The sequence below is a fragment of the Bacillus sp. 005/A4HT-01/001 genome, from assembly GCF_004634445.1.
Classification (GTDB): Bacteria; Bacillota; Bacilli; order Bacillales; family Bacillaceae; genus Bacillus; species Bacillus altitudinis.
Window position 1 is genome coordinate 461,244 of sequence record NZ_SEIZ01000002.1, and the last position, 26,559, is coordinate 487,802.

General features: G+C 41.9%; 27 protein-coding genes. 23 read left to right on the forward strand and 4 right to left on the reverse strand.

The window, feature by feature from the left end; all coding sequences use genetic code 11:
- Positions 1 to 10: 10 nt before the first annotated feature.
- Positions 11 to 367, forward strand: a complete 357-nt coding sequence (gene rsfS / locus ES896_RS07975) for a ribosome silencing factor (RefSeq protein ID WP_008342502.1) — start codon at positions 11 to 13, stop codon at positions 365 to 367.
- Entirely contained in the window at positions 364 to 1,107 is a 744-nt protein-coding gene (locus ES896_RS07980) for a class I SAM-dependent DNA methyltransferase (protein ID WP_017367636.1), read from the forward strand. The genes rsfS and ES896_RS07980 overlap by 4 nt, the downstream gene beginning before the upstream one ends.
- Positions 1,108 to 1,154: 47 nt before the next feature.
- Here the strand turns inward: ES896_RS07980 and comER are convergent, their stop codons facing one another.
- Positions 1,155 to 2,003, reverse strand: coding sequence for a late competence protein ComER (comER, locus tag ES896_RS07985; protein ID WP_039964044.1), 849 nt, complete (start codon positions 2,001 to 2,003; stop codon positions 1,155 to 1,157).
- A gap of 90 nt (positions 2,004 to 2,093) precedes the next feature.
- Between comER and ES896_RS07990 the strand changes: the two genes are divergently transcribed.
- The 3 genes from ES896_RS07990 (at position 2,094) to ES896_RS08000 (ending at position 5,678) form a co-directional block, all read left to right on the forward strand.
- On the forward strand, positions 2,094 to 2,723 hold the full coding sequence (locus ES896_RS07990; RefSeq protein WP_135226686.1) for a helix-hairpin-helix domain-containing protein: 630 nt from the start codon (positions 2,094 to 2,096) through the stop codon (positions 2,721 to 2,723).
- 65 nt (positions 2,724 to 2,788) lie between these two features.
- The gene (locus ES896_RS07995) at positions 2,789 to 3,358 is read left to right on the forward strand and encodes a ComE operon protein 2 (RefSeq protein ID WP_008342495.1); all 570 of its coding nucleotides are present in this window, start codon (positions 2,789 to 2,791) and stop codon (positions 3,356 to 3,358) included.
- Positions 3,351 to 5,678 carry a DNA internalization-related competence protein ComEC/Rec2 gene (locus ES896_RS08000; protein WP_135226743.1) on the forward strand — a complete coding sequence of 776 codons (2,328 nt, stop codon included), beginning with the start codon at positions 3,351 to 3,353 and terminating at the stop codon, positions 5,676 to 5,678. Before ES896_RS07995 ends, ES896_RS08000 begins: the two co-directional genes overlap by 8 nt.
- Before the next feature lie 39 nt (positions 5,679 to 5,717).
- On the opposite strand, the gene ES896_RS08005 is transcribed toward ES896_RS08000, so the two are convergent.
- On the reverse strand, positions 5,718 to 5,852 hold the full coding sequence (locus tag ES896_RS08005) for a YqzM family protein (RefSeq protein WP_008342491.1): 135 nt from the start codon (positions 5,850 to 5,852) through the stop codon (positions 5,718 to 5,720).
- 238 nt (positions 5,853 to 6,090) lie between these two features.
- Here ES896_RS08005 and holA point away from each other — a divergent pair, with 238 nt between their 5' ends.
- On the forward strand, positions 6,091 to 7,110 hold the full coding sequence (holA, locus tag ES896_RS08010) for a DNA polymerase III subunit delta (protein ID WP_046344022.1): 1,020 nt from the start codon (positions 6,091 to 6,093) through the stop codon (positions 7,108 to 7,110).
- 134 nt (positions 7,111 to 7,244) lie between these two features.
- On the opposite strand, the gene rpsT is transcribed toward holA, so the two are convergent.
- On the reverse strand, positions 7,245 to 7,511 hold the full coding sequence (gene rpsT, locus ES896_RS08015) for a 30S ribosomal protein S20 (RefSeq protein WP_008342485.1): 267 nt from the start codon (positions 7,509 to 7,511) through the stop codon (positions 7,245 to 7,247).
- 198 nt (positions 7,512 to 7,709) lie between these two features.
- On the opposite strand from rpsT, the gene gpr reads away from it, so the two are divergent.
- The 12 genes from gpr (at position 7,710) to mtaB (ending at position 21,710) form a co-directional block, all read left to right on the forward strand.
- Positions 7,710 to 8,825 carry a GPR endopeptidase gene (gpr, locus tag ES896_RS08020; RefSeq protein ID WP_008342483.1) on the forward strand — a complete coding sequence of 372 codons (1,116 nt, stop codon included), beginning with the start codon at positions 7,710 to 7,712 and terminating at the stop codon, positions 8,823 to 8,825.
- A gap of 66 nt (positions 8,826 to 8,891) precedes the next feature.
- Positions 8,892 to 10,100 carry a stage II sporulation protein P gene (locus tag ES896_RS08025; protein WP_007501337.1) on the forward strand — a complete coding sequence of 403 codons (1,209 nt, stop codon included), beginning with the start codon at positions 8,892 to 8,894 and terminating at the stop codon, positions 10,098 to 10,100.
- A gap of 13 nt (positions 10,101 to 10,113) precedes the next feature.
- Positions 10,114 to 10,446 carry a YqxA family protein gene (locus tag ES896_RS08030; protein ID WP_017358024.1) on the forward strand — a complete coding sequence of 111 codons (333 nt, stop codon included), beginning with the start codon at positions 10,114 to 10,116 and terminating at the stop codon, positions 10,444 to 10,446.
- 165 nt (positions 10,447 to 10,611) lie between these two features.
- Positions 10,612 to 12,450: a translation elongation factor 4 gene (gene lepA / locus ES896_RS08035; protein WP_008342476.1), complete on the forward strand. Its 1,839-nt coding sequence runs from the start codon at positions 10,612 to 10,614 to the stop codon at positions 12,448 to 12,450.
- A 114-nt stretch (positions 12,451 to 12,564) separates the two neighbouring features.
- On the forward strand, positions 12,565 to 13,704 hold the full coding sequence (gene hemW, locus ES896_RS08040; protein WP_135226687.1) for a radical SAM family heme chaperone HemW: 1,140 nt from the start codon (positions 12,565 to 12,567) through the stop codon (positions 13,702 to 13,704).
- Positions 13,705 to 13,785: 81 nt separating this feature from the next.
- Complete coding sequence (hrcA, locus tag ES896_RS08045) at positions 13,786 to 14,817, forward strand: heat-inducible transcriptional repressor HrcA (RefSeq protein WP_008342473.1); 1,032 nt, start codon at positions 13,786 to 13,788, stop codon at positions 14,815 to 14,817.
- 63 nt (positions 14,818 to 14,880) lie between these two features.
- Positions 14,881 to 15,438, forward strand: coding sequence for a nucleotide exchange factor GrpE (gene grpE / locus ES896_RS08050; protein WP_008342471.1), 558 nt, complete (start codon positions 14,881 to 14,883; stop codon positions 15,436 to 15,438).
- A 24-nt stretch (positions 15,439 to 15,462) separates the two neighbouring features.
- Positions 15,463 to 17,301, forward strand: a complete 1,839-nt coding sequence (gene dnaK, locus ES896_RS08055; RefSeq protein ID WP_008342469.1) for a molecular chaperone DnaK — start codon at positions 15,463 to 15,465, stop codon at positions 17,299 to 17,301.
- Between the two features lie 165 nt (positions 17,302 to 17,466).
- Positions 17,467 to 18,600: a molecular chaperone DnaJ gene (gene dnaJ / locus ES896_RS08060; RefSeq protein WP_008342467.1), complete on the forward strand. Its 1,134-nt coding sequence runs from the start codon at positions 17,467 to 17,469 to the stop codon at positions 18,598 to 18,600.
- Between the two features lie 22 nt (positions 18,601 to 18,622).
- A complete protein-coding gene (gene prmA / locus ES896_RS08065) occupies positions 18,623 to 19,558 on the forward strand; it encodes a 50S ribosomal protein L11 methyltransferase (protein ID WP_019743216.1) in 936 nt (311 codons plus the stop codon).
- Positions 19,559 to 19,581: 23 nt separating this feature from the next.
- The gene (locus ES896_RS08070) at positions 19,582 to 20,352 is read left to right on the forward strand and encodes a 16S rRNA (uracil(1498)-N(3))-methyltransferase (protein ID WP_035390848.1); all 771 of its coding nucleotides are present in this window, start codon (positions 19,582 to 19,584) and stop codon (positions 20,350 to 20,352) included.
- Positions 20,352 to 21,710: a tRNA (N(6)-L-threonylcarbamoyladenosine(37)-C(2))-methylthiotransferase MtaB gene (gene mtaB, locus ES896_RS08075; RefSeq protein WP_017367626.1), complete on the forward strand. Its 1,359-nt coding sequence runs from the start codon at positions 20,352 to 20,354 to the stop codon at positions 21,708 to 21,710. The genes ES896_RS08070 and mtaB overlap by 1 nt, the downstream gene beginning before the upstream one ends.
- A gap of 40 nt (positions 21,711 to 21,750) precedes the next feature.
- Here mtaB and ES896_RS08080 read toward each other — a convergent pair whose 3' ends face one another.
- Positions 21,751 to 22,680, reverse strand: coding sequence for a Na/Pi symporter (locus tag ES896_RS08080; protein WP_135226688.1), 930 nt, complete (start codon positions 22,678 to 22,680; stop codon positions 21,751 to 21,753).
- 182 nt (positions 22,681 to 22,862) lie between these two features.
- Here ES896_RS08080 and rpsU point away from each other — a divergent pair, with 182 nt between their 5' ends.
- The 5 genes from rpsU (at position 22,863) to ES896_RS08105 (ending at position 26,486) form a co-directional block, all read left to right on the forward strand.
- On the forward strand, positions 22,863 to 23,036 hold the full coding sequence (rpsU, locus tag ES896_RS08085; RefSeq protein ID WP_003152957.1) for a 30S ribosomal protein S21: 174 nt from the start codon (positions 22,863 to 22,865) through the stop codon (positions 23,034 to 23,036).
- Between the two features lie 14 nt (positions 23,037 to 23,050).
- The gene (locus ES896_RS08090) at positions 23,051 to 23,500 is read left to right on the forward strand and encodes a GatB/YqeY domain-containing protein (RefSeq protein ID WP_017358018.1); all 450 of its coding nucleotides are present in this window, start codon (positions 23,051 to 23,053) and stop codon (positions 23,498 to 23,500) included.
- Positions 23,501 to 23,641: 141 nt separating this feature from the next.
- The gene (locus ES896_RS08095) at positions 23,642 to 24,955 is read left to right on the forward strand and encodes an NfeD family protein (protein ID WP_017358017.1); all 1,314 of its coding nucleotides are present in this window, start codon (positions 23,642 to 23,644) and stop codon (positions 24,953 to 24,955) included.
- Positions 24,956 to 24,982: 27 nt separating this feature from the next.
- A complete protein-coding gene (gene floA, locus ES896_RS08100; RefSeq protein WP_007501317.1) occupies positions 24,983 to 25,975 on the forward strand; it encodes a flotillin-like protein FloA in 993 nt (330 codons plus the stop codon).
- A gap of 31 nt (positions 25,976 to 26,006) precedes the next feature.
- Complete coding sequence (locus ES896_RS08105; protein ID WP_052320623.1) at positions 26,007 to 26,486, forward strand: hypothetical protein; 480 nt, start codon at positions 26,007 to 26,009, stop codon at positions 26,484 to 26,486.
- Positions 26,487 to 26,559: the final 73 nt, after the last annotated feature.

The window sequence follows — 26,559 nt, forward strand, 5'->3', positions numbered from 1 at the left end:
AGGAATTTTGATGGATGCATCATCAATTTTAAACATCGCAGCTGGAGCGTGCGATGATAAACGGGCAGAGGATATTATTGCCCTGAATATGCAAGGGATCTCACTTGTTGCAGATTATTTTCTCATTTGTCACGGGAATTCTGACAAACAAGTACAGGCCATTGCAAGAGAAGTGAAACACCTTGCAGAAGAAGGCGGCATCGAAGTTAAAAAGATGGAGGGCTTTGACGAAGCAAGATGGGTCTTGATTGATCTAGGAGATGTCATTGCTCATGTGTTCCACAAAGAGGAAAGAGGATACTATAACTTAGAGAAGCTTTGGGGAGATGCGCCGAGAGAAACGCTTTCGCTTGGCATTAACTCATGATTTATCAAGGGTTTGCAGGTGTGTATGATGAGCTCATGACACATGCCCCTTATGATGAATGGGTTCAGTGGATACAGCGGTATATCAAGCCAAATAGTGCGATTATCGATGTAGGTTGTGGAACTGGAGAGATCTCTCTTCGGTTAGCTGCAAAAGGCCACATGGTCACAGGAATTGACCTAAGTGAAGAGATGCTGGCATTTGCGCAGCAAAAAGCACAGGCTCATAAGCAGTCTATTCAATTTTTACATCAAGATATGAGAGAGCTTGAGGGGTTTGAACAAACTTTTCAAGCAGCGGTTATTTGCTGTGATTCTTTGAATTATCTAAAAAACGAAAATGACGTCAAAAAAACCTTTAAAAACATGTTTCAGCTTTTAGAGGCAGGTGGGGTTTTATTGTTTGATGTTCATACCCCTTATAAAATGGAAGAGGTATTTCCTGGCTCTACTTATGCCGATCAAGATGAAGAGATCAGCTATATTTGGCAGAGTGATCAAGGAGATCATCCATATTCGGTCATTCATGATTTAAGCTTTTTTGTAAAAGACGGAGACGTGTATGAGCGTTATGATGAAACGCACGAACAGCGTACGTTTCCTTTTGAGACATATGCAGCGTTCCTTGAGTCCGCTGGCTTTGAACAGATTGAAGTGACCGCTGATTTTACAAATGAAGCACCTCAGGAATTGGCCGAAAGGTATTTTATTTCAGCGAAGAAACCAAAAACCATCGTTTAATGGACGATGGTTTTTTAAAACCCTTTTTTCGCTTGTTGCGAACATGTTTAATTTCTGAGATCATCAGTAAACACACTCGGCGGGTATTGATGCGCAACCGCTTCTACATCCTCATCGAACTTGTCGTGAGTGTTCTGAAAAAGTTGGTGGAACATATCTTGAACACCTGCTTCAAGTGCTTTAATGCCCTCGCCGGTGACGCCGCCTTTTACACACACCTTCTCTTGCAGTGTAGGCAGGGTATACACCCTTTTTTCAATCAAACGGCCAAGTCCTACAAGCATATCTTCTGATAAGGTGGTGGCTTCTTCTTTTGAAATATCCGTTTCTTCAACAGCGGCTTCAATCATTTTCTGAACAAGAAAGCTAATAAAGGCAGGACCGCAGCTGACAATATCTGAGGCTGCCCGTGTGATTGAATGATGAATTTCGATTGGTGTTGAAATGCGGCAAGCGAGTTGTCTGAGCGCTGCTTTTGTCGTGACATTGCATGATGAACCAAATGTTAAAAGTGATGCGCCTGATAACGCGCGGTTGGTGATGCTTGGGATCAGTCTGGCTGTTTGACAAGGAACAATGTCTTGAAGCTGTTCAGGATGAACCGGACTTGTAATGATGACAATGGTTTGCTGTTCTTTTAAAAGTGGGCTCAGTTCTTTTAAAAGCGGATAAATATCAAGTGGTTTGACACAAACAAAGATGAAATCTTTATCTGTTACAGCTCCTGAAAGCTGTTTCGTCACTTCGACCTCTGGGTGATTCTTTTTTATATTGAACGCTTTTTCGATGGTCCGATTTGTAATGGTGATGGATGAGGGATTGACTGCTTTTGATTCAATAAATGCCTCAGTAAGTATGGTACCCATGTTTCCTGTACCGATTAACCCTATATTCAAACGTTCTCCCTCCTTAGACGCATAGGATCTGTTATCTTCTAAACAGTATGTGAAGCAGCGTGAAAATATGATTGAAAGAAGCGTGAACAAGTGAAGCAGCTCATTTCGTTGAAAAAATACAGTCTTTATCTGATAGCGGGAATCATTATCCTCGTCATCATCTGTTTCTTCTTTTTAGCAGGAAAAGAGAAAGGCAGCACCGAGCCAGGTGTATTGAAAGAACAACATGAAACGCGGGTCACATTAGAAGAAAAACAAGAGAGTGCAGAAAAAGAGCCAACATCCATCGTAGTAGAGGTCAAAGGAGCTGTACGGAAGCCGGGCGTTTATGCATTTATGGCTGAGGACAGAGTTGAAGAAGCCATTAAAAGAGCAGGTGGTTTTACGAGCAAGGCAGATATAGTTGACATCAATCAAGCAGCAAAATTAGAGGATAGTATGATGATTTATGTACGAAAGAAGGGGGAGGCTGACAAGCAGGGACAAACAGCAGCGGCTGATACGCCGCCGGGAAATGAAAAGAGTCAAGGGGTGAATGTCAATCAAGCTGATGCAGCGGAATTGCAGACCATTAACGGAATAGGCCCAGCCAAAGCGGAAGCCATCATTGCGTATAGAGAAGAACATGGAGAATTTCAGCAAATTGAAGATTTACGGAATATTTCGGGTTTTGGAGAGAAGACCATTGAACGGCTGAAAAATCAACTGACGGTCAAGTAGAATTGACGGTATAGAAGAAAGGCATGTACACTTAATACCAACCATCATTCTGGAGGGATCAGCTCGTGGAGAGAATTTCATGGAATCAATATTTTATGGCTCAAAGCCATTTGCTTGCCTTGCGAAGCACCTGTGAGCGGCTAGCTGTTGGGGCAACGATCGTAAGAGACAAGCGCATCATCGCAGGTGGATATAATGGATCCATTGCCGGTGACGTGCATTGTGCAGATGTAGGATGCTATGTGATAGATCATCACTGCGTTCGTACAATCCATGCGGAGATGAACGCTATTTTACAATGTGCCAAATTTGGTGCACCAACGGCTGATGCTGAAATATATGTGACGCATTTTCCTTGCTTGCAGTGCTGTAAAGCGATTATTCAAGCAGGTATTCGAACAGTGTATTATGCGAAGGATTATAAAAATCATCCATATGCTGTTGATTTATTTGAACAGGCCGGAGTTCAAACAGAACAGGTCGAACTAGATGAGATGATTATTGACTTAAAAAACCAAGAAAAATTAGCCTTTGTTGCGGATTTAATAGGCAAACTAAGTGAATCAGGACGTAGCGAAACAGAAATTCGTCAAATGCATGAAAAGGCGAATCAATTATTTACTTCCTATGTTTAAGTATTTGCCGTTCGGGGCGATTTCAGCAGCTGCTGGAATTGCTCTGGCCGCATATCATCTTCATTTGTATTTTCTCCTTTTTCTTCTTGTATGTCTTCTTTTCAGTCTGCTGAAAAAAACACCCCAGTTCTTTTTAATGGTCAGTTTGTGTGGAACGATCTATATGCTCATTTTTATGGTGCATCAGTTTTTTGAAACGGATCATCCCATACAAGAAAAAGCATTTTCTCATTCGGTTGTGATTGAAACGATCCCGAAAATAGATGGCAATCGCTTTTCAGCGACTGTTTCATCAGAGAATCGTCGACTAGCGGCATTTTATACGATTCAAACGGAGCGTGAAAAAGAAGCGCTAAAAGATGTTGGGCCAGGTATGAGCTGTCATATGACAGGTGAGATGCGGTTGCCTAAACAAGCAACCATACCGAATGGCTTTCAATATGATCAATTTCTAAAAACAAAAGGCATTGATGCTATTTTCTTAACGCAGTCTATGAAAAGCTGCACGAAACATGACAGCCCTTCACATGACCTTTCATCTATTAGGCAGAAGGGGTTGAAATTTCTAGAAGATCACGTTCCGAAGAATTCTGTTGGGATTGTGCAGGCACTTATTTTTGGCGATCGTGATTTAATAGACCCTGATACATTAAGAGATTATCAAATGCTTGGCATCATTCATTTATTAGCCATTTCAGGACTTCATGTTCAAACATTGCTCGCTTGTTTATTTTGGTGTCTACTCCGTGCTGGCGTGACAAGAGAGACAGCGCGTATTCTTTTATTATCCTTTTTGCCGGTTTATGCTTGTTTAACAGGTGCTGCACCGTCTGTGTTAAGAGCCTGTCTCATGGCTGGAATTTATTTAGTCATCACAAGCCTGCCAAAAGAAATGAAACAGCCTTCTGCGGTCGTGTTAAGTGCAGCGTTCTTGCTTTTATTAGCTATTCAACCACTTTATATATTTGATGTCGGTTTTCAGCTGTCATTTGTGGTGACCTTATTTATTTTGCTATCCACTAGTATTTTATCAAAAGCAAAAAGTTCGGTGATGCAGTTATTCCTCATTTCCTTGATTGCACAGCTTGCTTCGCTTCCTGTTCTTTTATATTATTTTCAACAATTTTCCTTGCTGAGTGTTCCTTTAAATATGATGTTTGTTCCTTTTTATACAATGGTTGTCATGCCTCTGTCCTTATTCTTTTTTCTTTTATCTATCATTTATCTTCCGCTTGGACAAACACTGTTTCAGCTGCTTGATTGGGTGATCCAGTTTAGTCATCAATTGTCTGCACACATGGCTGCTTACGATAGTCTTACTCTCATTTTTATGAAATCGACATGGTGGCATGTGCTCCTAGAGGTTTCCTCCATTGTTTTTCTATTCATTGTGATGGAATGTAAAACTTCTATCAAATCTTATCTTGTGCCGATTTTGATTCTCGTTTGTGTGCTGTCTGTACACTATTTCACGCCGAATTTTCTTCAAAAAGGAGAGGTCACGATGTTAGATGTAGGACAAGGGGATAGTTTGTTTATTCAGCTACCTTATCGAACCGGGCATATATTAGTCGATACAGGAGGCAGACTTTCTTTTGAAGAAGAGCCATGGAAAAAAAGACGTAAAGTATCTACAATTGGGGATCAAACGCTTATTCCATTTCTGCATTCTAAAGGCATAGCAAAACTTGATGTCCTCATCCTTACCCATGCAGATCAAGATCATATGGGAGAAGCGATGCGGTTAATAAAGCGAAATAAAGTCAAACGCCTTGCAATCCCAAAAGGCTTTGCTCGAAATCCAGAGGATGCGCAGCTTTTAAAGGAAGCGGCTGATCAACGGATTCCTGTAGATGAGTTGGAAAGAGGGGATCAGCTGAGAATTGGAGGACAAAAATTTGACGTTCTGCATCCAGCTCGTGACCAGGTGACGAGTAAAAATAATGATTCACTGGTCCTCACCTTTACGCTTGGCGGCAAGCGTTTTATGCTGACTGGGGATCTTGAACAAGAAGGGGAACGAGACATCATTCAAGCTTACCCCAAGCTACGAGCGGATGTCTTGAAGGTTGGGCATCACGGGAGTAAAGGATCAACAAGTGAAGAATGGCTTCAGCATTTGAATCCGTCATATGCACTGATTTCAGCAGGTGAACGAAATCGGTATCTGCATCCTCATCAAGAAGTTTTGAAAAAATTAAATGATCATCAAACAAGGGTGTATCGTACAGATATCGATGGAAGTGTGACCTATGAATTTCTTGAAGAGGATGGAACATTTTACGCTCATCCTCCATATGATATCTTACAAAATCAATAAAAAAACTGCCAAAACGGCAGTCATCTTGCATTCATGTAGTTAAGATCCAACGAGGTGTATCACAGTTGCCAAAATAAACATTGAGGCGAAAAATCCGAATGTGACGATAAAACCAACAGCTGAGTCGGTCACATCATTCCGCTTGCTTTGAACATTCTTTTCAAATTCATTCATTTTCATCCCTCCTGGCTATTTTTAGTATACTTGAACTCATTTGGAATTGCTAGAAGGTAAAGTAACCGTTTTCCATTTTCATGATCATTTTGTGAATATCGTCTGACTGTAAGCTGACCCGGGAGCTTACGTGAGACGTTTACTATAAATGAGGAGGCGGCACTTTCAGCTTCCTCTTTACTAATGTCTCTACACACTTTAGGATAGAGGAGGAAGTGAAAGAGAGGGATTTAAGCGAATGGTCTTTGAAGTATGGAACAATTTAAAAAAAGGGGATATTCACCCCGTTTATTGCTTATATGGAAAAGAAACGTATTTACTTCAAGAGACAGCTGCAAAATTGAGACAAGCTGTCGTCGACGAAGAAACAAAGGATTTTAATTACTCTGTCTTCGATATGGAAGAGGTGCCGCTTGAGCAGGCTGTGACGGACGCAGAAACATTTCCGTTTATGGGAGAGCGGCGTCTCGTTGTGATCAAGAACCCTTATTTCCTCACTGCAGAAAAGAAAAAAGAAAAGATCGAGCATCAGCTTTCTGTGTTAGAAGCTTATTTAGAAAAGCCAGCACCCTACACGATTCTCGTGTTATTGGCCCCATATGAAAAACTGGACGAACGTAAGAAAATCACCAAATTGTTAAAAAAGAAAGCGGCTGTAGTTGAGGCGAAAGAGTTAAATCCGAAAGAAACAACAGATTTCACCATCACGCTGGTGAAAACAGAAGGAAAAACAATCTCGGTTGAAGCGGCAGAACAGCTTGTCATGTTATGTGGCGGGAGCCTGTCCTCACTTTTTCAAGAGGTTCGAAAGCTAAGTACATATATTGGGCAGCGAGAGGAAATTGAGCTGGCGGATGTCAATCAGCTCGTTGCACGAAGTTTGGAGCAGAATATTTTCGAACTGATTAACCAAATCGTGAACAGGCGCCGGTCTGAAGCGATGCAAATGTTTTATGACCTCCTAAAGCAAAATGAGGAACCCATTAAAATATTGGCACTCATTTCAAATCAATTTCGGTTGATATTGCAGACAAAGTACTTTGCTCAACAGGGATACGGGCAAAAACAAATTGCGTCAAACCTGAAAGTTCACCCATTCCGGGTCAAACTCGCGATGGATCAGGCAAGACTGTTTTCAGAAGAAGAGCTAAAGTACATCGTCAAAGAGCTCTCCACGATTGATTATGAAATGAAAACGGGTAAAAAGGACAAGCAGCTATTATTAGAATTGTTCCTGCTTCGGTTATTAGGGGCTTGAACATAAAAAAACGACCTTCTCAAAAGAGGGTCGTTTTTGTTTAGATGTATAATTGCCAGTCTGTCCTTATGGCTGAGCCGTTCAGGACGGACGTACAGTTAAACAGGTGCCTCATCACTGAGGCGTTGCAAACATTATGCAGAAAGTCCGTTTACTTGTTTCGCAAGTCTTGATTTGTAACGCGCAGCTGCGTTTTTGTGTACAAGACCAGTTTTAACGGCTTTGTCAATGCGTTTTGCAGCAGAAGAAAGAGCAGCTTTTGCTTGCTCAGCATCGTTGTTAGCTACAGAAACTTCAACTTGTTTAATCGCAGTACGCATCGCAGACTTGATTGTTGCGTTGTGTGCACGGCGTTCGTTATTCGTTTTTGTACGTTTGATCGCTGATTTAATATTTGGCATGTGTTTCACCTCCTAAGATACAACCTAAACACAATTGTCTTAAGGTTAAATCTTCACAATAGAACAAATTGTATTCTATCAAACACACCTTTAGAATGCAATATAAATGTAAAGTATTTTTCATTGATGAAGCGCTCGAATGTTTCTTGAAAGAGATGGAAAGACTACTGTTAATTACTTGATGGAAGGAGCCTTTTCATGAAGAAACAGAAACTTGATTTAAGCGCTTATCAAATCCGGACCGATTTGGCCGTTGAAACAAAAGAGATACTAGAACAAGAGAACGATCCGAATGTGGTCAAAAAGGACGGTATTCAAGGAATTGTTGAGAAGGAGAAGGAAGAGCACGGCATCCGCATCCGCACTGTGGAGATTACGACAGAAGGAGAAGAGCTGACCGGAAAAAAGGCAGGGACATACTTGACGCTTGAGGCGCAAGGAATTCGGGAGAAAGACTCTGAGATGCAAGAAAAAGTGGTTGAAGTTTTTGCCCATCATTTTGCTCAATTTTTAAAAGATCACGGCATTCAGGCGGATGCGAGCTGTCTTGTCGTAGGACTCGGAAACTGGAATGTCACGCCGGATGCTTTAGGGCCGCTCACAGTTGAAAATTTGCTGGTGACACGCCATTTATTTGAATTACAGCCTGAGAATGTGCAGGAAGGCTATCGCCCAGTGTCTTCATTATCGCCTGGGGTCATGGGGCTGACTGGTATAGAAACAAGTGACATTATACAAGGTGTCATTGAACGATCTAAACCAGATTTTGTGATCGCCATCGATGCACTGGCTGCACGTGCAGTAGAACGGGTGAATACGACGATTCAAATTTCTGATACAGGTATACATCCAGGATCGGGTGTCGGAAATAAACGAAAAGAATTAAGCAAAGAGACCTTGGGGATTCCAGTCATTGCCATTGGTGTACCAACAGTGGTCGATGCAGTCACGATCGCAAGTGACACGATTGATTACGTGTTAAAGCATTTTGGTAGAGAACTGAAAGATGATAGACCTTCCCGATCTTTAGTACCAGCGGGTCTGACATTTGGGAAGAAAAAAGTGCTGAATGAAGAGGATTTGCCAGATGATGAAACGCGTCAATCCTTTTTAGGAATCGTCGGAACGCTTCCTGAAGAAGAAAAAAGACAGTTGATCCATGAAGTGCTTGCACCGCTTGGACAAAATCTAATGGTCACACCTAAAGAAGTGGATACATTCATTGATGACATGGCGAACGTACTCGCCAATGGGTTAAATACAGCACTTCATCAAAAAATCTCTCAAGACAACATGGGTTCCTATAATCATTAAACAGTTCTACTTTCTCTAGCTCGCTCATAGTGTAATTACTAGAAAGCGTGCTGGAGGGAGTAAATCATGAAAAAAAGACCTCGCCGTCCTCGACAGTTGGTCGTTGCGATTAATGGAACAAAAGTAGTGAAGAGTATTTTTTTGTTTATTGTCTCTCTGGTGGTTGTGTTTGTCATGTCAGGGGCTTTGACGTCTTTAAAACCTGAGCTTAGGCCTCAAGCATCATTATATGGTGTGGCAGATGAGCTGTCAGGGGCATTCTTTGCAACTCTAATGGGGATGGAAAATCAATATTTTGCCTCAGCAGTCCCTGAAGATCAAAAAGGATTTCATTTCTCCGGGCTGTCACTCAAACTTGCCACAAGTATCAATTTAGAAGACCCCCGCAGTTTTCTAGGAAGAGAGCTGCCAGGCTTTGAACATTTTGATACAAAAATCATCCTAGCAGGTGAAGGTACAGACTATACGAATATGCCAATGGAATCGCCGCCTCCAAGTGAAGTCATCAAAGATGAAAAAGAAGCAAATCTAGCTGAGCTGGACAAGCTTGATGAAGATGAACCGAAAACGCCTGCAAAAGAGCCGGACCAGTCGACAGGAAAACGAAAAGCTGTATACATTTATCACACACATAATACGGAATCATATTTACCATTTTTAAAAGGAGAAACAAACCCAAACAATGCGCGCCACTCAAAAGTGAACGTCACCCTTGTCGGGGAGATGTTTGGTAAAGCGCTCGATCAGCAAGGAATCGGCAACACAGTGGATAAAACAGAAATTGAAAAAAGACTGCTGAAAAAAGGGTTGAAGTATCCTCAATCATATAATGAATCCAGATTGGTTGTAAAAGAGGCTCTCGCTAAAAATGATGACCTAGATTACTTAATCGATATTCACCGGGATTCAAGGAGAAAGAAAGATACGACAGTAGAAATCAAAGGCAAGAAATATGCGAGAATCGCGTTTGTTGTAGGGAAGAAGAATCAAAGCTATGAGAAAAACTTAAAGCTGGCGACAGAGTTCCACCATTTGATGGAGAAAAAATATAAAGGACTTAGTGTCGGTGTGTTTGCCAAAGGAGAAATTGGTGATAATGGAATCTATAATCAAGATTTATCTGACAAAGCCCTCCTATTAGAATTTGGCGGTGTGGATAATAATATGGAAGAACTGAAAAACGCATCCAATGCAGCAGCTGATGTGTTCAGTGAAATTTTCTGGGACGCAGAAAAGGTAGACGGCAAAGCAAAGGATGAGAAAAAACGGTCTTAAGGTGGTGGAGGACATGGGCTCATTTATCGGAAAAACCATTATTTTATCGCTCGTATTGCTATTCGGTGTCTTTTTAGGAATGCAGCAAGCTAATAATGGCATGCTTCAAATGAAAGGGTATCATGATCCGCAATTAAAAGGGGCCTTCACTGTCCAAACGAATGATGATCAAGAAAAAGAAGCTTCTATCCTCGGAACAGCTGTCACACAAAAGGACTTAGCAGAAAAACAAAAGCAGCTAGAAGAAATGGAGAGCTTTAATGCCTTCTCTAAGGCCGGAAAAGCATTATCAGATGGTATGACGCATGCAGCCCGTACACTTTATGATTGGGTGAATGGTAAATAAACTGTTGTAAGCATCATGTTGGATGTTATTTCATAAGATATCACACCTTTTCGCAAAAGCCGCTAACCGATGAGCGGCTTTTCTTGATTTCGATTGAATCTTTACAGCCCTATTGATATAATCTAACCTAGCGCAACCCGCGTTTTATAGTAGGAGTGATAGATTGTGACAGATAAAGAAAAACGATTAGAACGGCAATCAAGAATTCGAAATTTCTCCATTATCGCCCATATTGACCATGGGAAATCCACATTGGCTGACCGTATTTTGGAAAAAACAGCGGCGATTACGCAACGAGAAATGAAAGAACAATTACTTGATTCCATGGACTTAGAGCGTGAACGCGGCATTACGATCAAATTAAACTCTGTCCAGCTGAAATATCAGGCGAAGGATGGAGAAGAATATATTATGCACCTGATTGATACACCAGGGCATGTCGACTTCACCTATGAGGTATCTCGAAGCCTAGCTGCCTGTGAAGGTGCAATTCTTGTGGTGGATGCAGCACAAGGCATTGAAGCACAGACACTAGCGAACGTTTATTTAGCTCTTGATAACAACTTAGAAATCCTGCCGATCATTAACAAAATTGATCTGCCGAGTGCAGAACCTGAACGTGTAAGACAAGAAATTGAAGATGTCATCGGGTTGGATGCATCTGAAGCTGTTCTTACCTCTGCTAAGGCGGGCATCGGGATCGAGGATATTTTAGAACAAATCGTCGAAAAGGTGCCGGCACCAGCTGGAGATCCGGAAGCACCACTTCAAGCCCTCATTTTTGATTCTCTCTACGATGCGTATCGTGGCGTCATTGCTTACATACGAATTGTCGAAGGAACCGTCAAACCGGGTCAAAAAATCAAGATGATGGCGACAGGCAAAGAATTTGAAGTGCTTGAAGTCGGCGTATTTACACCGAAAGCAATGCCAACAGACGAACTCACTGTTGGAGATGTTGGCTATTTAACAGCTGCCATTAAAAACGTTGGTGATACACGAGTAGGGGATACGATCACAAGTGCGGTAAACCCTGCGAAAGAAGCTCTGCCTGGATATAGAAAGCTGAACCCAATGGTGTACTGCGGCCTTTATCCAATTGACACAGCGAAATATAACGACTTGCGTGAAGCGTTAGAAAAGCTTGAATTAAATGATTCTTCACTTCAATATGAGGCAGAGACATCCCAAGCACTTGGCTTCGGCTTCCGCTGCGGCTTCCTTGGCATGCTTCATATGGAAATCATCCAAGAACGGATTGAACGTGAATTTAAAATCGACCTTATTACGACAGCGCCAAGTGTTATTTACGATGTGTATATGACAGACGGAGAAAAAATCGTCGTAGATAACCCATCCAATTTGCCTGATCCGCAAAAGATTGAGCGAATTGAAGAGCCATACGTGAAGGCAACAATGATGGTGCCAAATGATTATGTTGGTTCTGTGATGGAGCTTTGCCAAGGAAAGCGCGGCAATTTCATTGATATGCAATATCTTGATGCAAACCGCGTAAGTATTGTGTACGAAATTCCTCTGGCAGAGATCGTATACGAATTCTTTGATCAATTAAAGTCCAATACAAAAGGGTATGCATCCTTTGATTACGAGCTGATCGGCTATCGCCCATCCACTCTAGTGAAAATGGATATCATGCTCAATGGCGAAAAAATCGATGCGCTTTCCTTTATTGTTCACCGCGATTATGCATATGAACGCGGAAAGATCATTGTAGAAAAGCTGAAAGAACTGATTCCGCGCCAGCACTTTGAAGTACCAGTTCAGGCAGCGATCGGTCAAAAGATTGTTGCTCGGTCTACCATTAAAGCAATGCGCAAGAACGTACTAGCGAAGTGTTATGGTGGAGATATTTCCCGGAAAAGAAAGCTTCTTGAGAAGCAAAAAGAAGGGAAAAAGCGCATGAAGCAAGTGGGTTCTGTAGAGGTCCCACAAGAAGCATTTATGGCCGTGCTGAAAATGGACGACAGCACACCGAAAAAATAACATCCTCAAGGCAACCTGCTTTACAATGCTCGCCTTGACGTTTATAGTCGAAAACAAACGAAGAGGCCGCAGCGATAAACTGCGGCTCTTTACCTGTAAAGAAGGTGTCAACAAATGAAAGCAGCATACATTCACATTCCATTTTGTGAGCACATTTGTCACTATTGTGATTTTAATAAATTTTTCATTAAAACCCAGCCGGTCGATGAATACTTAGCCGCTCTTGAAAAAGAAATGCAGCACACGATCGATCAAAAAGGGGAGCAAGAACTAAAGACGATCTTTATTGGCGGGGGAACCCCGACATCACTGACAACCAGCCAATTAGATCAGCTTATGGACAGCATTCACCGCGTATTAAAACCAACCAAAAACTTAATCGAGTTTGCAGTAGAAGCAAACCCAGACGAACTATCGCTTGAGAAATTGAATGTCTTAAAATCAGCAGGCGTTAATCGGCTGAGCTTTGGTGTTCAAACATTTGAAGATGACCTGCTCAAAAAAATCGGACGGGTTCATCAAAAGAAAGATGTTCTCACGTCTTTCGAGCGAGCAAGAGCAGTTGGGTTTGACAACATTAGTCTTGATCTGATGTTTGGTTTGCCTCACCAAGAGAAGCATCATGTCATGCATTCACTAGAGACCGCTTTTTCATTAGGTGCAGAACATTATTCGGTTTATTCACTGATTGTCGAGCCAAAGACGGTCTTTTACAATTTGATGCAAAAAGGGAAACTGCATTTACCACCGCAAGAACGTGAGGCTGAAATGTATGAGCTCGTCATGGATGAAATGGAGCGGCATGGACTCAAACAATATGAGATTAGCAATTACGCCAAACCAGGTTTTGAAAGCCAGCATAACCTCACCTATTGGAGCAACGAAGATTACTTTGGTTTTGGCGCAGGAGCGCACGGGTATGTAGATGGCGTCCGTAATGTGAACGCTGGACCAGTGAAGCATTACTTAGAGCTCATTGAACAAACAGGGTTTCCATATAAGGAAACGCATCAGGTGACAAAAGCAGAACAGATCGAAGAAGAAATGTTCTTAGGTTTGCGGAAAATTGAAGGCGTGAAAAGTGCTCACTTTCAAGCGAAATTTGGAGCATCACCAGAAGCACTCTTTCCCGCCATTCTTGAAGAATTAGCAGAAAAAGGTCTCATTGAACAGGATGAGATTGGCGTTCGTTTAACAAGAAAAGGAAAATTGTTAGGGAATGAAGTATTTCAAGCGTTTCTCGGTGAGTTATAATTGACATTTTAATTTGAGTTTGGTAATTTTGTTTATACAATTAGCACTCGTTGAAAGAGAGTGCTAACAGGGGTGATGATGATGTTAACAAATCGTCAGCTTTTGATTCTACAAGTCATTATTAATGACTTTATTCGTTCGGCGCAGCCAGTTGGATCAAGGACTCTTTCCAAAAAAGAAGATATTACATTCAGCTCTGCGACGATTAGAAACGAAATGGCTGATTTGGAGGAACTCGGTTTTATTGAAAAGACCCATTCTTCATCAGGAAGAATTCCTTCCGAAAAAGGATATCGTTATTATGTAGATCATTTGCTCTCTCCGCGAAAACTGTCATCTAAAGAGCTTGTGCTCATCCAGTCAGTATTTCAGGAGAAAATTTTTGAGCTGGAAAAAACAGTTCAAAAATCGGCGGAAATTTTATCAGATCTCACAAACTACACATCGATTGTCCTTGGTCCAAAGCTAAGTGAAAATCGATTGAAGCAAATTCAGCTTGTCCCTGTCCAGCCTAATAAAGCAGTAGCGATTATGATTACAGACAGCGGGCATGTTGAAAACAAAACCATTACCTTCTCTGAGCATCTTGATGTCTCCGATATTGAGAAGCTAATGAATATTTTAAACAGCCGCTTAGCCGGAGTCCCGATGGATCAGCTGAAGGACAGGATGTATAAAGAAGTAGTGATGCTCCTTCGCACGCATTTAAAAGACTATGATCATATTTTAGATGCACTTGGTAACACATTCACTTCAACACAAAATGAATCAAAACTTTTCTTTGGCGGGAAGATTAATATGTTGAACCAGCCAGAGTTTCATGACATTGACCGCATTCGTTCACTCATGATGCTGATTGAACAAAAGAACGATGTCATGCAGCTGTTTCATCCAAATCAGCAAGGAATCACCATTAAAATCGGTTCAGAAAACAATTTGGAAGCAATGGAGAACTGCAGTTTAATCACAGCAACTTATGCGATTGATCAAAAATCACTCGGCTCCATCGCTGTCATTGGTCCAACCCGTATGGATTACGGGCGAGTCGTTAGTCTTTTGCATCATGTATCAAAAGACTTGTCAAACGCACTTTCCAATTTGTATGATGAGTAGGGTGATAAAAGGTGGGGGCACAGCCCCTTCGTATAATTGAATCTTTTGAGGGAGGTGAACACAATGTCAGAAGAAAAACAGACACCTGAGCAAGCAGCAGAGGTTGAAGCACAAGAAGAAGCAGTTCAAGCAGAAACTGAGGAAGTAAAGCACGATGAACAGTCTGCCTTCCAAGAGAAGATTGATGAATTGCAGCAGCTTCTAGATGAAAAAGAAAACAAAATTCTGCGTGTTCAAGCAGATTTTGAAAACTATAAACGCCGTGCTCGAACTGAAGTGGAGACCGTGCAAAAATATCGTTCTCAACATGTTGTCAGCGACCTTCTCCCAGCTCTCGACAACTTTGAAAGAGCGCTTGGAATCGATCCAGACAATGAGCAGACGAAAAGTTTGTTAGAAGGTATGCAAATGGTCTACCGCCAGCTGGTAGAAGCGTTGAAAAATGAAGGCGTTGAACCAATTGAAGCTGTCGGCAAAGAGTTCGATCCAAACCTTCATCAAGCCGTCATGCAAGTTGAAGATGAAAACTACGATTCAAACATCGTTGTAGAAGAATTGCAAAAGGGCTATAAACTCAAAGACCGAGTTATTCGTCCATCAATGGTAAAAGTAAATCAATAACTACATAATGGGAGGTCATCGAATATGAGTAAAATCATTGGTATTGACTTAGGAACAACAAACTCATGCGTTGCAGTACTCGAAGGCGGCGAGCCAAAAGTTATTGCAAACGCTGAAGGAGCACGTACAACACCATCTGTTGTCGCTTTTAAAAATGGAGAGCGCCAAGTAGGTGAAGTAGCGAAACGTCAATCAATTACAAACCCAAACACCATCATGTCTGTTAAAAGACATATGGGTACAGATTATAAAGTAGAAGTTGAGGGCAAGAACTACACGCCGCAGGAAATCTCTGCAATCATCCTTCAACATCTTAAATCTTACGCTGAAGCTTATCTTGGCGAAGAAGTAACAAAAGCGGTTATTACAGTTCCTGCTTACTTCAACGATGCAGAGCGCCAAGCAACAAAAGATGCTGGTAAAATTGCTGGTCTTGAAGTAGAACGTATCATCAACGAACCAACAGCAGCTGCACTTGCTTATGGTTTAGATAAAACAGATGAAGATCAAACGATCCTTGTATATGACCTTGGTGGCGGTACATTTGACGTATCAGTCCTTGAGCTTGGAGACGGCGTCTTTGAAGTACGCTCAACTGCTGGGGACAACCGTCTAGGTGGAGACGATTTTGACCAAGTCATCATCGATCATCTAGTGGCTGAGTTCAAAAAAGAAAACGGCATTGATCTTTCTAAAGATAAAATGGCGCTTCAGCGTTTAAAAGATGCTGCTGAAAAAGCGAAAAAAGATCTTTCTGGTGTATCATCTACACAAATCTCACTGCCATTTATCACAGCTGGAGATGCAGGTCCTCTTCACCTAGAATTAACGCTAACGCGAGCTAAATTCGAAGAGCTTTCTGCAGACCTTGTAGAGCGTACAATGACACCTGTACGTCAATCACTGAAAGATGCAGGTCTATCTGCTAGTGAGATTGATAAAGTCATCCTTGTTGGTGGATCAACTCGTATTCCTGCAGTACAAGAAGCAATCAAAAAAGAAACAGGTAAAGAGCCTCATAAAGGCGTAAACCCTGATGAAGTGGTTGCACTTGGTGCGGCAATTCAAGGTGGAGTTATCACAGGAGATGTCAAAGACGTTGTTCTTCTTGACGTCACACCACTTTCTTTAGGAATTGAAACAATGGGCGGCGTATTCACAAAGCTGATTGAACGTAATACAACCATTCCAACAAGTAAATCTCAAGTATTCTCAACGGCTGCTGACAACCAAACTGCTGTAGACATTCACGTCTTACAAGGTGAGCGTCCAATGGCAGCAGACAACAAAACATTAGGTCGTTTCCAATTGACTGATATCCCGCCAGCACCACGCGGCGTACCACAAATCGAAGTATCTTTTGATATCGATAAAAACGGTATCGTAAACGTACGTGCGAAAGATATGGGTACTGGAAAAGAACAAAACATCACAATCAAATCTTCTTCAGGTCTTTCTGATGATGAGATCGAAAAAATGGTCAAAGAAGCAGAAGAAAATGCTGAAGCAGATGCAAAGAAAAAAGAAGAAATCGAAGTGCGCAATGAAGCAGATCAATTAGTGTTTACAACAGAAAAAACATTAAAAGATCTTGAAGGCAAAATCGATGAAGAGCAAGTGAAAAAAGCGAATGATGCAAAAGATGCGCTAAAAGCTGCGATCGAAAAAGGCGAGCTTGAAGACATTAAAGCGAAAAAAGATGAGCTACAAACAATCGTTCAAGAATTAACGACAAAGCTCTATGAAGAAGCTGCAAAACAAGCACAAGCTCAGCAAGAAGGCGCTGAAGGTGCTCAAAAAGCAGATGACAATGTAGTGGATGCAGAATACGAAGAAGTAAACGACGATCAAGAGAAAAAATAATCACCTTTACTTTTGAAAAAGACTGCTGAAACGTACTCGTCAGAAAGTCAAAGTCAGGATCTCTTGGCTTTGACTTTTTTCTTTTCAACGATGAAAAGGAATTGAAAAAGATCAATTTAAAATGATACAATCGTATTTATGTGAGAAAATCGGGAGTGTGAAGAGATGAGTAAGCGTGATTACTATGAAGTGCTTGGCGTGAGTAAGAGCGCCTCAAAGGACGAAATCAAAAAGGCATACCGCAAGCTTTCAAAAAAGTATCACCCTGATATTAATAAAGAAGCTGGCTCAGATGATAAATTCAAAGAAGTAAAAGAAGCCTATGAAACCCTTTCTGACGATCAAAAACGTTCACATTATGACCAGTTCGGTCACACCGATCCAAACCAAGGATTTGGTGGCGGCGGATTTGGCGGTGGAGGAGACTTTGGCGGCTTCGGCGGCTTTGATGACATCTTCTCTAGTATTTTTGGCGGCGGAGCCAGAAGAAGAGATCCAAATGCACCGCGTCAAGGAGCGGACCTTCAATATACAATGACCCTTTCATTTGAAGAAGCGGCATTTGGGAAAGAAGCAACGATCGAGATTCCCCGCGAGGAATCATGTGAAACGTGTCATGGATCAGGTGCAAAACCTGGAACACAGGCGAAGACATGCTCACATTGTGGCGGATCAGGTCAACTAAATGTCGAGCAATCCACGCCATTTGGTAAAGTAGTCAACCGCAGAGTATGTAACTACTGTAGCGGAACTGGTAAACAAATTGAACATAAGTGTTCAACATGTGGTGGATCTGGTAAAGTGCGTAAGCGTAAGAAAATCAATGTGACGATCCCAGCAGGTGTGGACGATGGTCAGCAGCTTAGAGTATCTGGTCAAGGTGAACCAGGTGTAAATGGAGGACCTCCAGGCGATCTATTTGTTGTTTTCCATGTGAGGGCGCATGAATTCTTCGAACGAGATGGAGATGACATCTACTGCGAAATGCCGCTTACCTTTGCGCAGGCTGCACTAGGTGATGAAATTGAAGTGCCGACATTACATGGGAAAGTCAAATTAAAAGTTCCCGCGGGCACACAAACGGGTACGAAGTTTAGACTCAAAGGAAAAGGTGTAAAAAATGTACGCGGTTATGGTCAAGGCGATCAGCATATCGTTGTACGCGTCGTAACACCGACGAATTTAACTGAAAATCAAAAAGATATCATTAGAAAATTTGCTGAAGTGAGCGGAAATAAACCGGACGAACAAGAAATGAGCTTTTTCGATAAGGTGAAACGCGCATTTAAAGGCGAGTAAGACGGATAAGGAGTTGGTAGTATTGAAGTGGTCAGAAATTAGCGTCCATACAACAAATGAAGCGGTGGAACCGATCACCAATATTTTGCATGAAGCAGGTGCAAGTGGTGTCGTGATTGAGGACCCGCTTGATTTAGTCAAGGAACGTGAAAATGTATACGGTGAGATCTACCAGCTCGATCCGAATGATTATCCTGAGGAAGGGGTTATCGTCAAAGCCTACCTTCCGATGAATAGCTTTTTGATGGAAACGGTAGATGAGATCAAAGAAGCCATCAACAATCTTCTTCTATACGATATTGACCTTGGACGAAATACACTGTCAATTTGTGAAGTAAACGAAGAAGAATGGGCGACTGCATGGAAGAAATACTATCATCCTGTGAAAATCTCTGAGAAATTTACCATCGTCCCAACATGGGAAGAGTACACACCCGTTCATTCTGATGAATTGATCATCGAAATGGACCCTGGAATGGCATTTGGAACCGGTACACATCCAACAACGGTTCTTTGCATTCAGGCGCTTGAGCGCTATGTGAAGGAAAACGACACGGTGATTGACGTTGGAACAGGATCTGGCATTTTAAGTGTTGCCGCTGCAATGCTCGGTGCAAAAGACATTCATGCATTTGATCTCGACACCGTTGCAGTGGAAAGTGCAAAGCAGAACATCGAATTAAATGGTGTGAGCGACCAAGTAACGGTAAAACAAAACAATTTACTTGATGGGATTTCAGGTGAACGCGATGTGATTGTGGCCAACATCCTTGCAGAGGTCATCTTGCGCTTTACAGATCAAGCGTATGATCTATTGAAGAAAGACGGTTACTTTATTACATCAGGCATTATCGGACAAAAGAAATTACAAGTCAAAACGGCTTTAGAAGAAGCCGGTTTTGAGATTGTTGAAGTGCTGTCAATGGAAGATTGGGTCAGCATTATAGCGAAAAAATAAAGCGAGTAGGTGTCAGGACACGTATGCAACGATATTTTATCGACCTCACAAAAGAAGAAGTGACGGAAAAGGGAAACATCGTCATAAAGGGTGAAGATGTTCATCACCTTGCAAACGTCATGCGGATGAAAGCAGGAGAAGACATCCTTTGCTTAACGACAGACGGCTTTGAAGCGCTCAGTAAAATTGATACAATAACAAAGGAAGAAGTGATTTGTCACTTGGAAGGCTGGACAAATCAGAATCGAGAACTTCCGATCAAGGTGACGATTGCAAGCGGTCTGCCAAAAGGGGATAAGCTTGAATGGATTATCCAAAAAGGCACCGAGCTTGGCGCAAGTGCTTTTATTCCGTTTCAAGCGACTCGTTCGATTACAAAACTTGACCAAAAAAAGTCATTAAAAAAACGAGATCGCTGGGAAAAAATTGCGAAAGAAGCTGCCGAGCAGTCTTACCGGAATATCATTCCGCGCGTTCATCCAGTATCAACATTTAAAGAGCTGATTCAACTGGCCGGTGAATTCGATAAATGTGTCGTTGCATACGAAGAATCATCGAAAGAAGGCGAGCAAAGCCGGTTTCAAACGGTGCTCCAACAGATGAAGGGCGGACAAACCTTATTAGTGGTTTTTGGTCCAGAAGGCGGTTTAGCAGAAAAGGAGATTGAAGAACTTGAAGCGCATGGTGCAGTCATTTGCGGGCTTGGACCACGCATTTTAAGAACAGAAACAGCTCCTCTTTACGCGCTTTCTGCTATATCTTATCAAACAGAGTTATTAAGAGGTGAATCATGATGGGAACAGTAGCGTTCCATACACTTGGCTGTAAGGTCAATCACTACGAAACAGAAGCCATCTGGCAACTGTTTAAAGAAGCTGGCTATGAAAGAAAAGATTATGAATCAAAAGCAGACGTATATGTCATTAATACATGTACCGTCACCAATACAGGCGATAAAAAAAGCCGCCAAGTCATTAGAAGAGCCATTCGTCATAATCCGGATGGTGTCATTTGTGTAACAGGCTGTTACGCACAAACGTCTCCGGCAGAAATTATGGCGATTCCTGGTGTTGATATTGTGGTTGGCACACAAGACAGACATAAACTGCTTGGTTATATTGAAGAATACAGAAGAGAAAGACAGCCGATCAATGGAGTTGGCAATATCATGAAAGCACGGGTCTTTGAAGAACTAGATGTTCCTGCGTTTACTGACAGAACACGTGCTTCATTAAAAATCCAAGAAGGCTGTAACAATTTCTGTACATTCTGCATTATCCCTTGGGCTCGCGGATTACTGCGTTCTCGCGATCCAGAAGAAGTCATCAATCAAGCGCAGCAGCTTGTCGATGCTGGCTACAAAGAAATTGTATTAACAGGTATTCATACAGGTGGATACGGTGAAGATTTAAAGGATTATAACTTTGCTAAGCTTCTGAAAGAATTAGATGAACGTGTGGCGGGATTAAAACGAATCCGCATTTCATCCATTGAAGCAAGTCAAATTACAGACGAAGTGATTGAAGTGCTCGATCAGTCAGATAAAATTGTGAGACACTTGCACATTCCGCTTCAATCTGGTTCTAATACTGTACTGAAAAGAATGCGCCGTAAATACACAATGGAATTCTTTGCAGAGCGTTTAACGAAGCTCAAAAAAGCATTGCCAGGTCTTGCTGTCACTTCAGATGTGATCGTTGGATTCCCAGGAGAAACAGAAGAAGAATTTATGGAAACATACAATTTTGTCAAAGACCATCAATTCTCTGAGCTCCATGTGTTCCCTTACAGCAAACGGACAGGTACGCCTGCTGCAAGGATGGAAGATCAAGTAGATGAGAATGTGAAAAACGAACGCGTTCACCGCCTCATTGCTCTTTCTGATCAGCTTGCGAAAGAATATGCATCGGCATATGAAGGCGATGTCTTAGAGATTATTCCAGAAGAATCCTTCAAAGAACAAGACGGAACGCACAATCTGTATGTAGGATATACTGATAACTACATGAAGGTCGTATTTGAAGGAACAGAAGACATGATCGGCCGTTTGGTGAAAGTGAAGATTACGAAAGCAGGTTATCCTTATAACGAAGGACAATTCGTCCGTATAAGTGATGACGTGCAGACGGATCAAGTGAGAATGACCTCATAATGAATGAAAAACCGGCAGCCATTAGGCAAGCCGGTTTCTTTTATGTTGACCGATTCGGAAGAAGGAACAAAATCAAGGCGTGAAAAGAGCGGATGAACGGGAAAAAGAGGAGAGAACTTGCAACATTAAACAGCAGACTAAAGTGCGCAATCTGCTGGGCAGGAGAGCTTGCGAGAAGCGCAACAAACTCTGTGATAAAGGCGAGAAAAGGAAGACATAAAAGAACACCTAGAACATTAAACACAACGTGTGCATACGCGGTTTGGCGTGCTGCATAACCGCCAGAGATAGCAGCCATCACGGCAGTAATACATGTTCCGATATTGGACCCTAAAACAAAGCTGATGCCTTCTTTTAGAGCGACAGTCCCTTCATTCATAAATCCCATCAAAATACCGATACATACGGAGCTTGAATGAACAATCGCCGTGAGCACTGTACCAGAGAGAAGAGCTGTCCAATCGGAGTGCTGCATCATTTCAAGGAAGTGCAGTGTCTCTGGCTGACTGGTCATCATACCTGCAATTTTTGAAAAACCTTGAATGCAAAAAAAGATCATGCCAAGCCCAAATAAACTTTTTCCTGCATATCGAAAAGACTTCCTGCCCAAAATGATACATAAAAGACCAGCTGCAATCAGAACCCACATAAACACGTCCATCTTAATGGCAATAAATTCTGTCGTAAATGTTGAGCCGATATTCGTTCCAAGAATCATGGGTATGGATTTTTTAAACGTGAGAATGCCTGTACTCACAAAGCCGATAACGATGACCATAAACGCCGAACTGCTTTGAAGAACCCCTGTAAACACAATACTGACCAAGAATGCTTTGACTGGATGATCTGTAAAGAGAAGAAGAGATTTCTCAATACGAGACGACGTGAGCGTCATTAATCCTTTCCTAAGCAAACCCATTGCCCATAAAAAAATGAAAATAAGTGCACAAAAATAAATGATCGCCATCATAGAAAAGTCCTCCTCTTACCAATGAATATATGGACTTGTCTACCTGCTCATGACGAAAATATATTTCCAAATCACTTAGTTGACCTCAACCTAGGCTTATATTATAATGTCTAGGTACATGTTTTGCATGTATATCTTTTTTTAATGCAGTCGATTGGTGTATTCGGAGGGAGGGAAAGAGAATGTCAAAAACGGTCGTTAGAAAAAACGAATCGCTTGAAGATGCTCTTCGTCGCTTTAAACGCAGTGTATCCAAAACTGGAACATTGCAAGAAGCAAGAAAGCGTGAATTTTATGAAAAGCCTAGCGTAAAGCGTAAGAAAAAGTCTGAAGCTGCTAGAAAACGTAAATTCTAAAGAGGGTGGATTTTATGAGTCTTCTTGAGCAATTAAATTCTGATATGAAGCTTTTTATGAAAAACCGAGAGAAAGACAAGCTTCTTGTCATTCGTATGGTAAAGGCTTCACTGCAAAATGAAGCAATAAAGCTTAAGAAAGACAGTTTGACCGGAGATGAGGAACTAACCGTCCTTTCCCGCGAGATTAAGCAACGTAAAGACTCCCTCCATGAATTTTCGAAAGCTAATCGCTTAGATTTAGTAGATAAAGTTCAAAAAGAGATTGACATTTTAGACGTTTATTTACCTGAACAGCTTTCTGAAGAAGAACTGCAGGCGGTTGTGAAAGAAACAATCGCCGAAACCGGTGCTTCATCGAAAGCTGATATGGGTAAAGTGATGAGCGCTATTATGCCAAAAGTAAAAGGTAAAGCTGATGGTGCTGTGATTAACAGACTTGTCAGCGAGCAACTGTCTCAATAAAAAAGTATCCTTCTCATGTTAGAAGGGTACTTTTTTTATGCCTCCATAAACCTGTCATATAAAAATGAAACCTATGATACATTTGTAACGTATGTAAAGGAACGGTAAAATGAAAGAAAGAGAGGGGGGATCACCAAATAGATGAAAAAAATGAAAATTTCTATTGCTCTCTTCAGTTGTTTTATAATATGCTTGTTATTAGGGGTTCAATTGACCGCGAAATCAGCAGATCAGAAAGTTCATGTTATCCCAATTGAAGATACAGTAGAAAAAGGACTTTCTAAATTCATTGAACGATCATTTGAGCAGGCAAAGTCGGAACGGGCGAAGCACATCATTCTCGACATCAATACACCAGGTGGTGCAGTCGATGCGGCGCTTGAAATAGCCGATACCATTCGTGCATCCGATATCCCAGTGACAGCGTTTGTGAATCATAGAGCGCTTTCAGCCGGGGCATTCATTGCCTTAAATGCCGATCAAATTTATATGACCCCAAATGGAAAGATGGGGGCTGCTGCGATTATTGATGGTGAAGGCAACGCTGCCGATCAAAAATCTGAATCTCTATGGCTTGCTGAAATGAGTGACGCTGCTGAAAAGCAGGGGCGTGATCCAAAATATGCTCTTGCGATGGCAGATGTAGATATAGACGCAAAAGAAGCTGGTGCACCAAAAGGAGAATTGCTGACCTTTAACACAGATCGGGCACTTCAGTTCGGTTATGCAGAAGGAGAAGCGAAAAATTTGGATGACTTGCTTCAGAAGCTGAACTTAGCAGATGCTTCTGTTCAATACGATGAAGTGAGCTTTGCTGAAAAGGTTGCGCGTTTTCTCACGCATCCGATCGTCATTCCTATCCTTTTATCCATCGCGAGCTTAGGGTTAATTGTTGAATTATATTCTCCCGGCTTTGGGGTCCCAGGCACCATGGGAGTCACAGCGCTTCTTCTATTCTTTTATGGTCATCTCGTGGCAGGTTTTGCAGGATATGAGACATTGTTCCTGTTTTTGGCAGGGATTGTGTTGATCATTCTGGAATTATTTTTGCCAGGGGGAATCGTGGGTGTCATTGGACTAATCTGTGTCGTTGTCAGCTTATTTTTAGCAGCTGGAAGCTTTACAGAAATGGCGATTTCCATCTTGATTGCCACTGCTGTTTCAATCATAGCAGTTATTTTATTGACAAAGGTGTTGGGGAAACGTATGAAATTTTTTAAAAAGTTCATTTTAACCGATTCAACCAATAAAGAAAGTGGTTATGTCTCAAATGAAACAAGAGATGATCTTGTAGGACAAATCGCAGTGACAGCAACAGCACTTCGTCCATCTGGTACGATTGTATTCGGTGACGAGCGCATTGATGTTGTGTCAGAAGGTGCTTTTATCGATAAGGATGAACAAGTAAAAATTGTGAAAGCGGAAGGCTCACGCATTGTCGTGAGGAAAGTATAGATATACTGATTTTATAGGAGGAATAAAATGGATCCATCTACTTTACTATTATTTGTGATTATCGCAGCAGGTTTGATCGTTCTATCGATCTTCTTCACCTTTGTACCGGTGATGCTGTGGATTTCTGCCCTAGCGGCTGGCGTAAGAGTGAGCATTTTTACACTTGTAGGAATGAGGCTTCGCCGAGTGATTCCAAACCGAGTGGTCAACCCGCTCATCAAAGCGCATAAAGCAGGTCTTGATGCGACGATTAACCAATTAGAAAGCCACTATCTTGCAGGTGGTAACGTAGACCGAGTTGTCAACGCACTGATCGCAGCTCAGCGTGCGAATATCGAATTGAACTTTGCTCGCTGTGCGGCAATCGACCTAGCAGGCCGTGACGTACTTGAAGCTGTCCAAATGAGTGTAAACCCTAAAGTCATTGAAACACCATTTATCTCAGGTGTTGCGATGGACGGGATTGAAGTAAAAGCAAAAGCACGTATTACAGTTCGTGCAAACATTGACAGACTTGTCGGTGGTGCAGGGGAAGAAACGATCATTGCTCGTGTAGGTGAAGGGATTGTTTCGACAATCGGTTCATCAGATAATCATAAAAAGGTTCTTGAAAATCCTGATATGATTTCTCAAACGGTTCTTGGTAAAGGATTAGATTCAGGTACAGCATTTGAAATTCTCTCGATTGATATCGCAGATGTTGATATCGGTAAGAATATCGGGGCGATCCTGCAGACAGACCAAGCAGAAGCCGACAAAAACATTGCACAGGCGAAAGCAGAAGAACGCCGCGCGATGGCTGTTGCACAAGAACAAGAAATGCGTGCGAGAGTTGAAGAAATGCGCGCGAAAGTAGTAGAAGCAGAGGCTGAAGTACCACTTGCAATGGCCGAAGCACTACGTGAAGGTAATATTGGAGTTATGGACTACATGAACATTAAGAATATCGATGCTGATACGGATATGAGAGATTCATTTGGCAAAATGACAAAAGGTCCATCTGATAATGAAAACAAATAAGCATCCTCTCACGCTTTAAGGAGGGAGCCCATTGGACATTCTATTTGAAAATCCGTTACTAATAGCGATTATCATCGGTATTATCTCTGCGGTCTTTGGGAAAATCGGCAAACAAGAGGAGAAGGAACAAAATAACCGGCAGCAAAAGCCGGCTCCTCAAAAGAAGGCAGAACAAACACGAGCAGCCCCGGTCAAAACAGACCAGTTGGACGATTTTGGCGATGTACATGATCATGGCGGGATGAAGAAACAAGGTTCACAGTCCTTACAGGATCGTTATACAGCTACACTTGCCGAAATGGAAGAAAGAAAAAGCGAGCTGAATAAAGAGTTTCAATCGCTTGAAAGAGAACTTACAAGGCCAAAGGCAGCATCTGTTGGAATGAAGCCGAAAATGATTGAGAAACTCAACCAAGATACGGTCGTTCAAGGGATGATCCTTGGTGAAGTATTTGGAGAGCCTCGTGCGAAAAAGCCGCATCGAACGATGAAACGACCATATAAAAGATAAAGAAGTAAGCCCCCTCATCCTTAAGGGGGCTTTTTTGTTGTGTAATGGAGACTTTTCTTAGTCAAAATGATGA

What these genes read in the sequence shown, in the direction of transcription:
- ES896_RS08080 (WP_135226688.1), bottom strand. Translation starts at nt 22,680, where the DNA reads ATGATGGCGATCATTTATTTTTGTGCACTTATTTTCATTTTTTTATGG.
- ES896_RS08070 (WP_035390848.1), top strand. Translation starts at nt 19,582, where the DNA reads ATGCAACGATATTTTATCGACCTCACAAAAGAAGAAGTGACGGAAAAG.
- ES896_RS08005 (WP_008342491.1), bottom strand. Translation starts at nt 5,852, where the DNA reads ATGAATGAATTTGAAAAGAATGTTCAAAGCAAGCGGAATGATGTGACC.
- ES896_RS08030 (WP_017358024.1), top strand. Translation starts at nt 10,114, where the DNA reads ATGGGCTCATTTATCGGAAAAACCATTATTTTATCGCTCGTATTGCTA.
- rsfS (WP_008342502.1), top strand. Translation starts at nt 11, where the DNA reads ATGGATGCATCATCAATTTTAAACATCGCAGCTGGAGCGTGCGATGAT.
- ES896_RS07980 (WP_017367636.1), top strand. Translation starts at nt 364, where the DNA reads ATGATTTATCAAGGGTTTGCAGGTGTGTATGATGAGCTCATGACACAT.
- rpsU (WP_003152957.1), top strand. Translation starts at nt 22,863, where the DNA reads ATGTCAAAAACGGTCGTTAGAAAAAACGAATCGCTTGAAGATGCTCTT.
- ES896_RS08095 (WP_017358017.1), top strand. Translation starts at nt 23,642, where the DNA reads ATGAAAAAAATGAAAATTTCTATTGCTCTCTTCAGTTGTTTTATAATA.
- grpE (WP_008342471.1), top strand. Translation starts at nt 14,881, where the DNA reads ATGTCAGAAGAAAAACAGACACCTGAGCAAGCAGCAGAGGTTGAAGCA.
- floA (WP_007501317.1), top strand. Translation starts at nt 24,983, where the DNA reads ATGGATCCATCTACTTTACTATTATTTGTGATTATCGCAGCAGGTTTG.
- hemW (WP_135226687.1), top strand. Translation starts at nt 12,565, where the DNA reads ATGAAAGCAGCATACATTCACATTCCATTTTGTGAGCACATTTGTCAC.
- rpsT (WP_008342485.1), bottom strand. Translation starts at nt 7,511, where the DNA reads ATGCCAAATATTAAATCAGCGATCAAACGTACAAAAACGAATAACGAA.
- hrcA (WP_008342473.1), top strand. Translation starts at nt 13,786, where the DNA reads ATGTTAACAAATCGTCAGCTTTTGATTCTACAAGTCATTATTAATGAC.
- dnaK (WP_008342469.1), top strand. Translation starts at nt 15,463, where the DNA reads ATGAGTAAAATCATTGGTATTGACTTAGGAACAACAAACTCATGCGTT.
- ES896_RS08025 (WP_007501337.1), top strand. Translation starts at nt 8,892, where the DNA reads ATGAAAAAAAGACCTCGCCGTCCTCGACAGTTGGTCGTTGCGATTAAT.
- ES896_RS08000 (WP_135226743.1), top strand. Translation starts at nt 3,351, where the DNA reads ATGTTTAAGTATTTGCCGTTCGGGGCGATTTCAGCAGCTGCTGGAATT.
- gpr (WP_008342483.1), top strand. Translation starts at nt 7,710, where the DNA reads ATGAAGAAACAGAAACTTGATTTAAGCGCTTATCAAATCCGGACCGAT.
- ES896_RS08090 (WP_017358018.1), top strand. Translation starts at nt 23,051, where the DNA reads ATGAGTCTTCTTGAGCAATTAAATTCTGATATGAAGCTTTTTATGAAA.
- dnaJ (WP_008342467.1), top strand. Translation starts at nt 17,467, where the DNA reads ATGAGTAAGCGTGATTACTATGAAGTGCTTGGCGTGAGTAAGAGCGCC.
- holA (WP_046344022.1), top strand. Translation starts at nt 6,091, where the DNA reads ATGGTCTTTGAAGTATGGAACAATTTAAAAAAAGGGGATATTCACCCC.
- mtaB (WP_017367626.1), top strand. Translation starts at nt 20,352, where the DNA reads ATGGGAACAGTAGCGTTCCATACACTTGGCTGTAAGGTCAATCACTAC.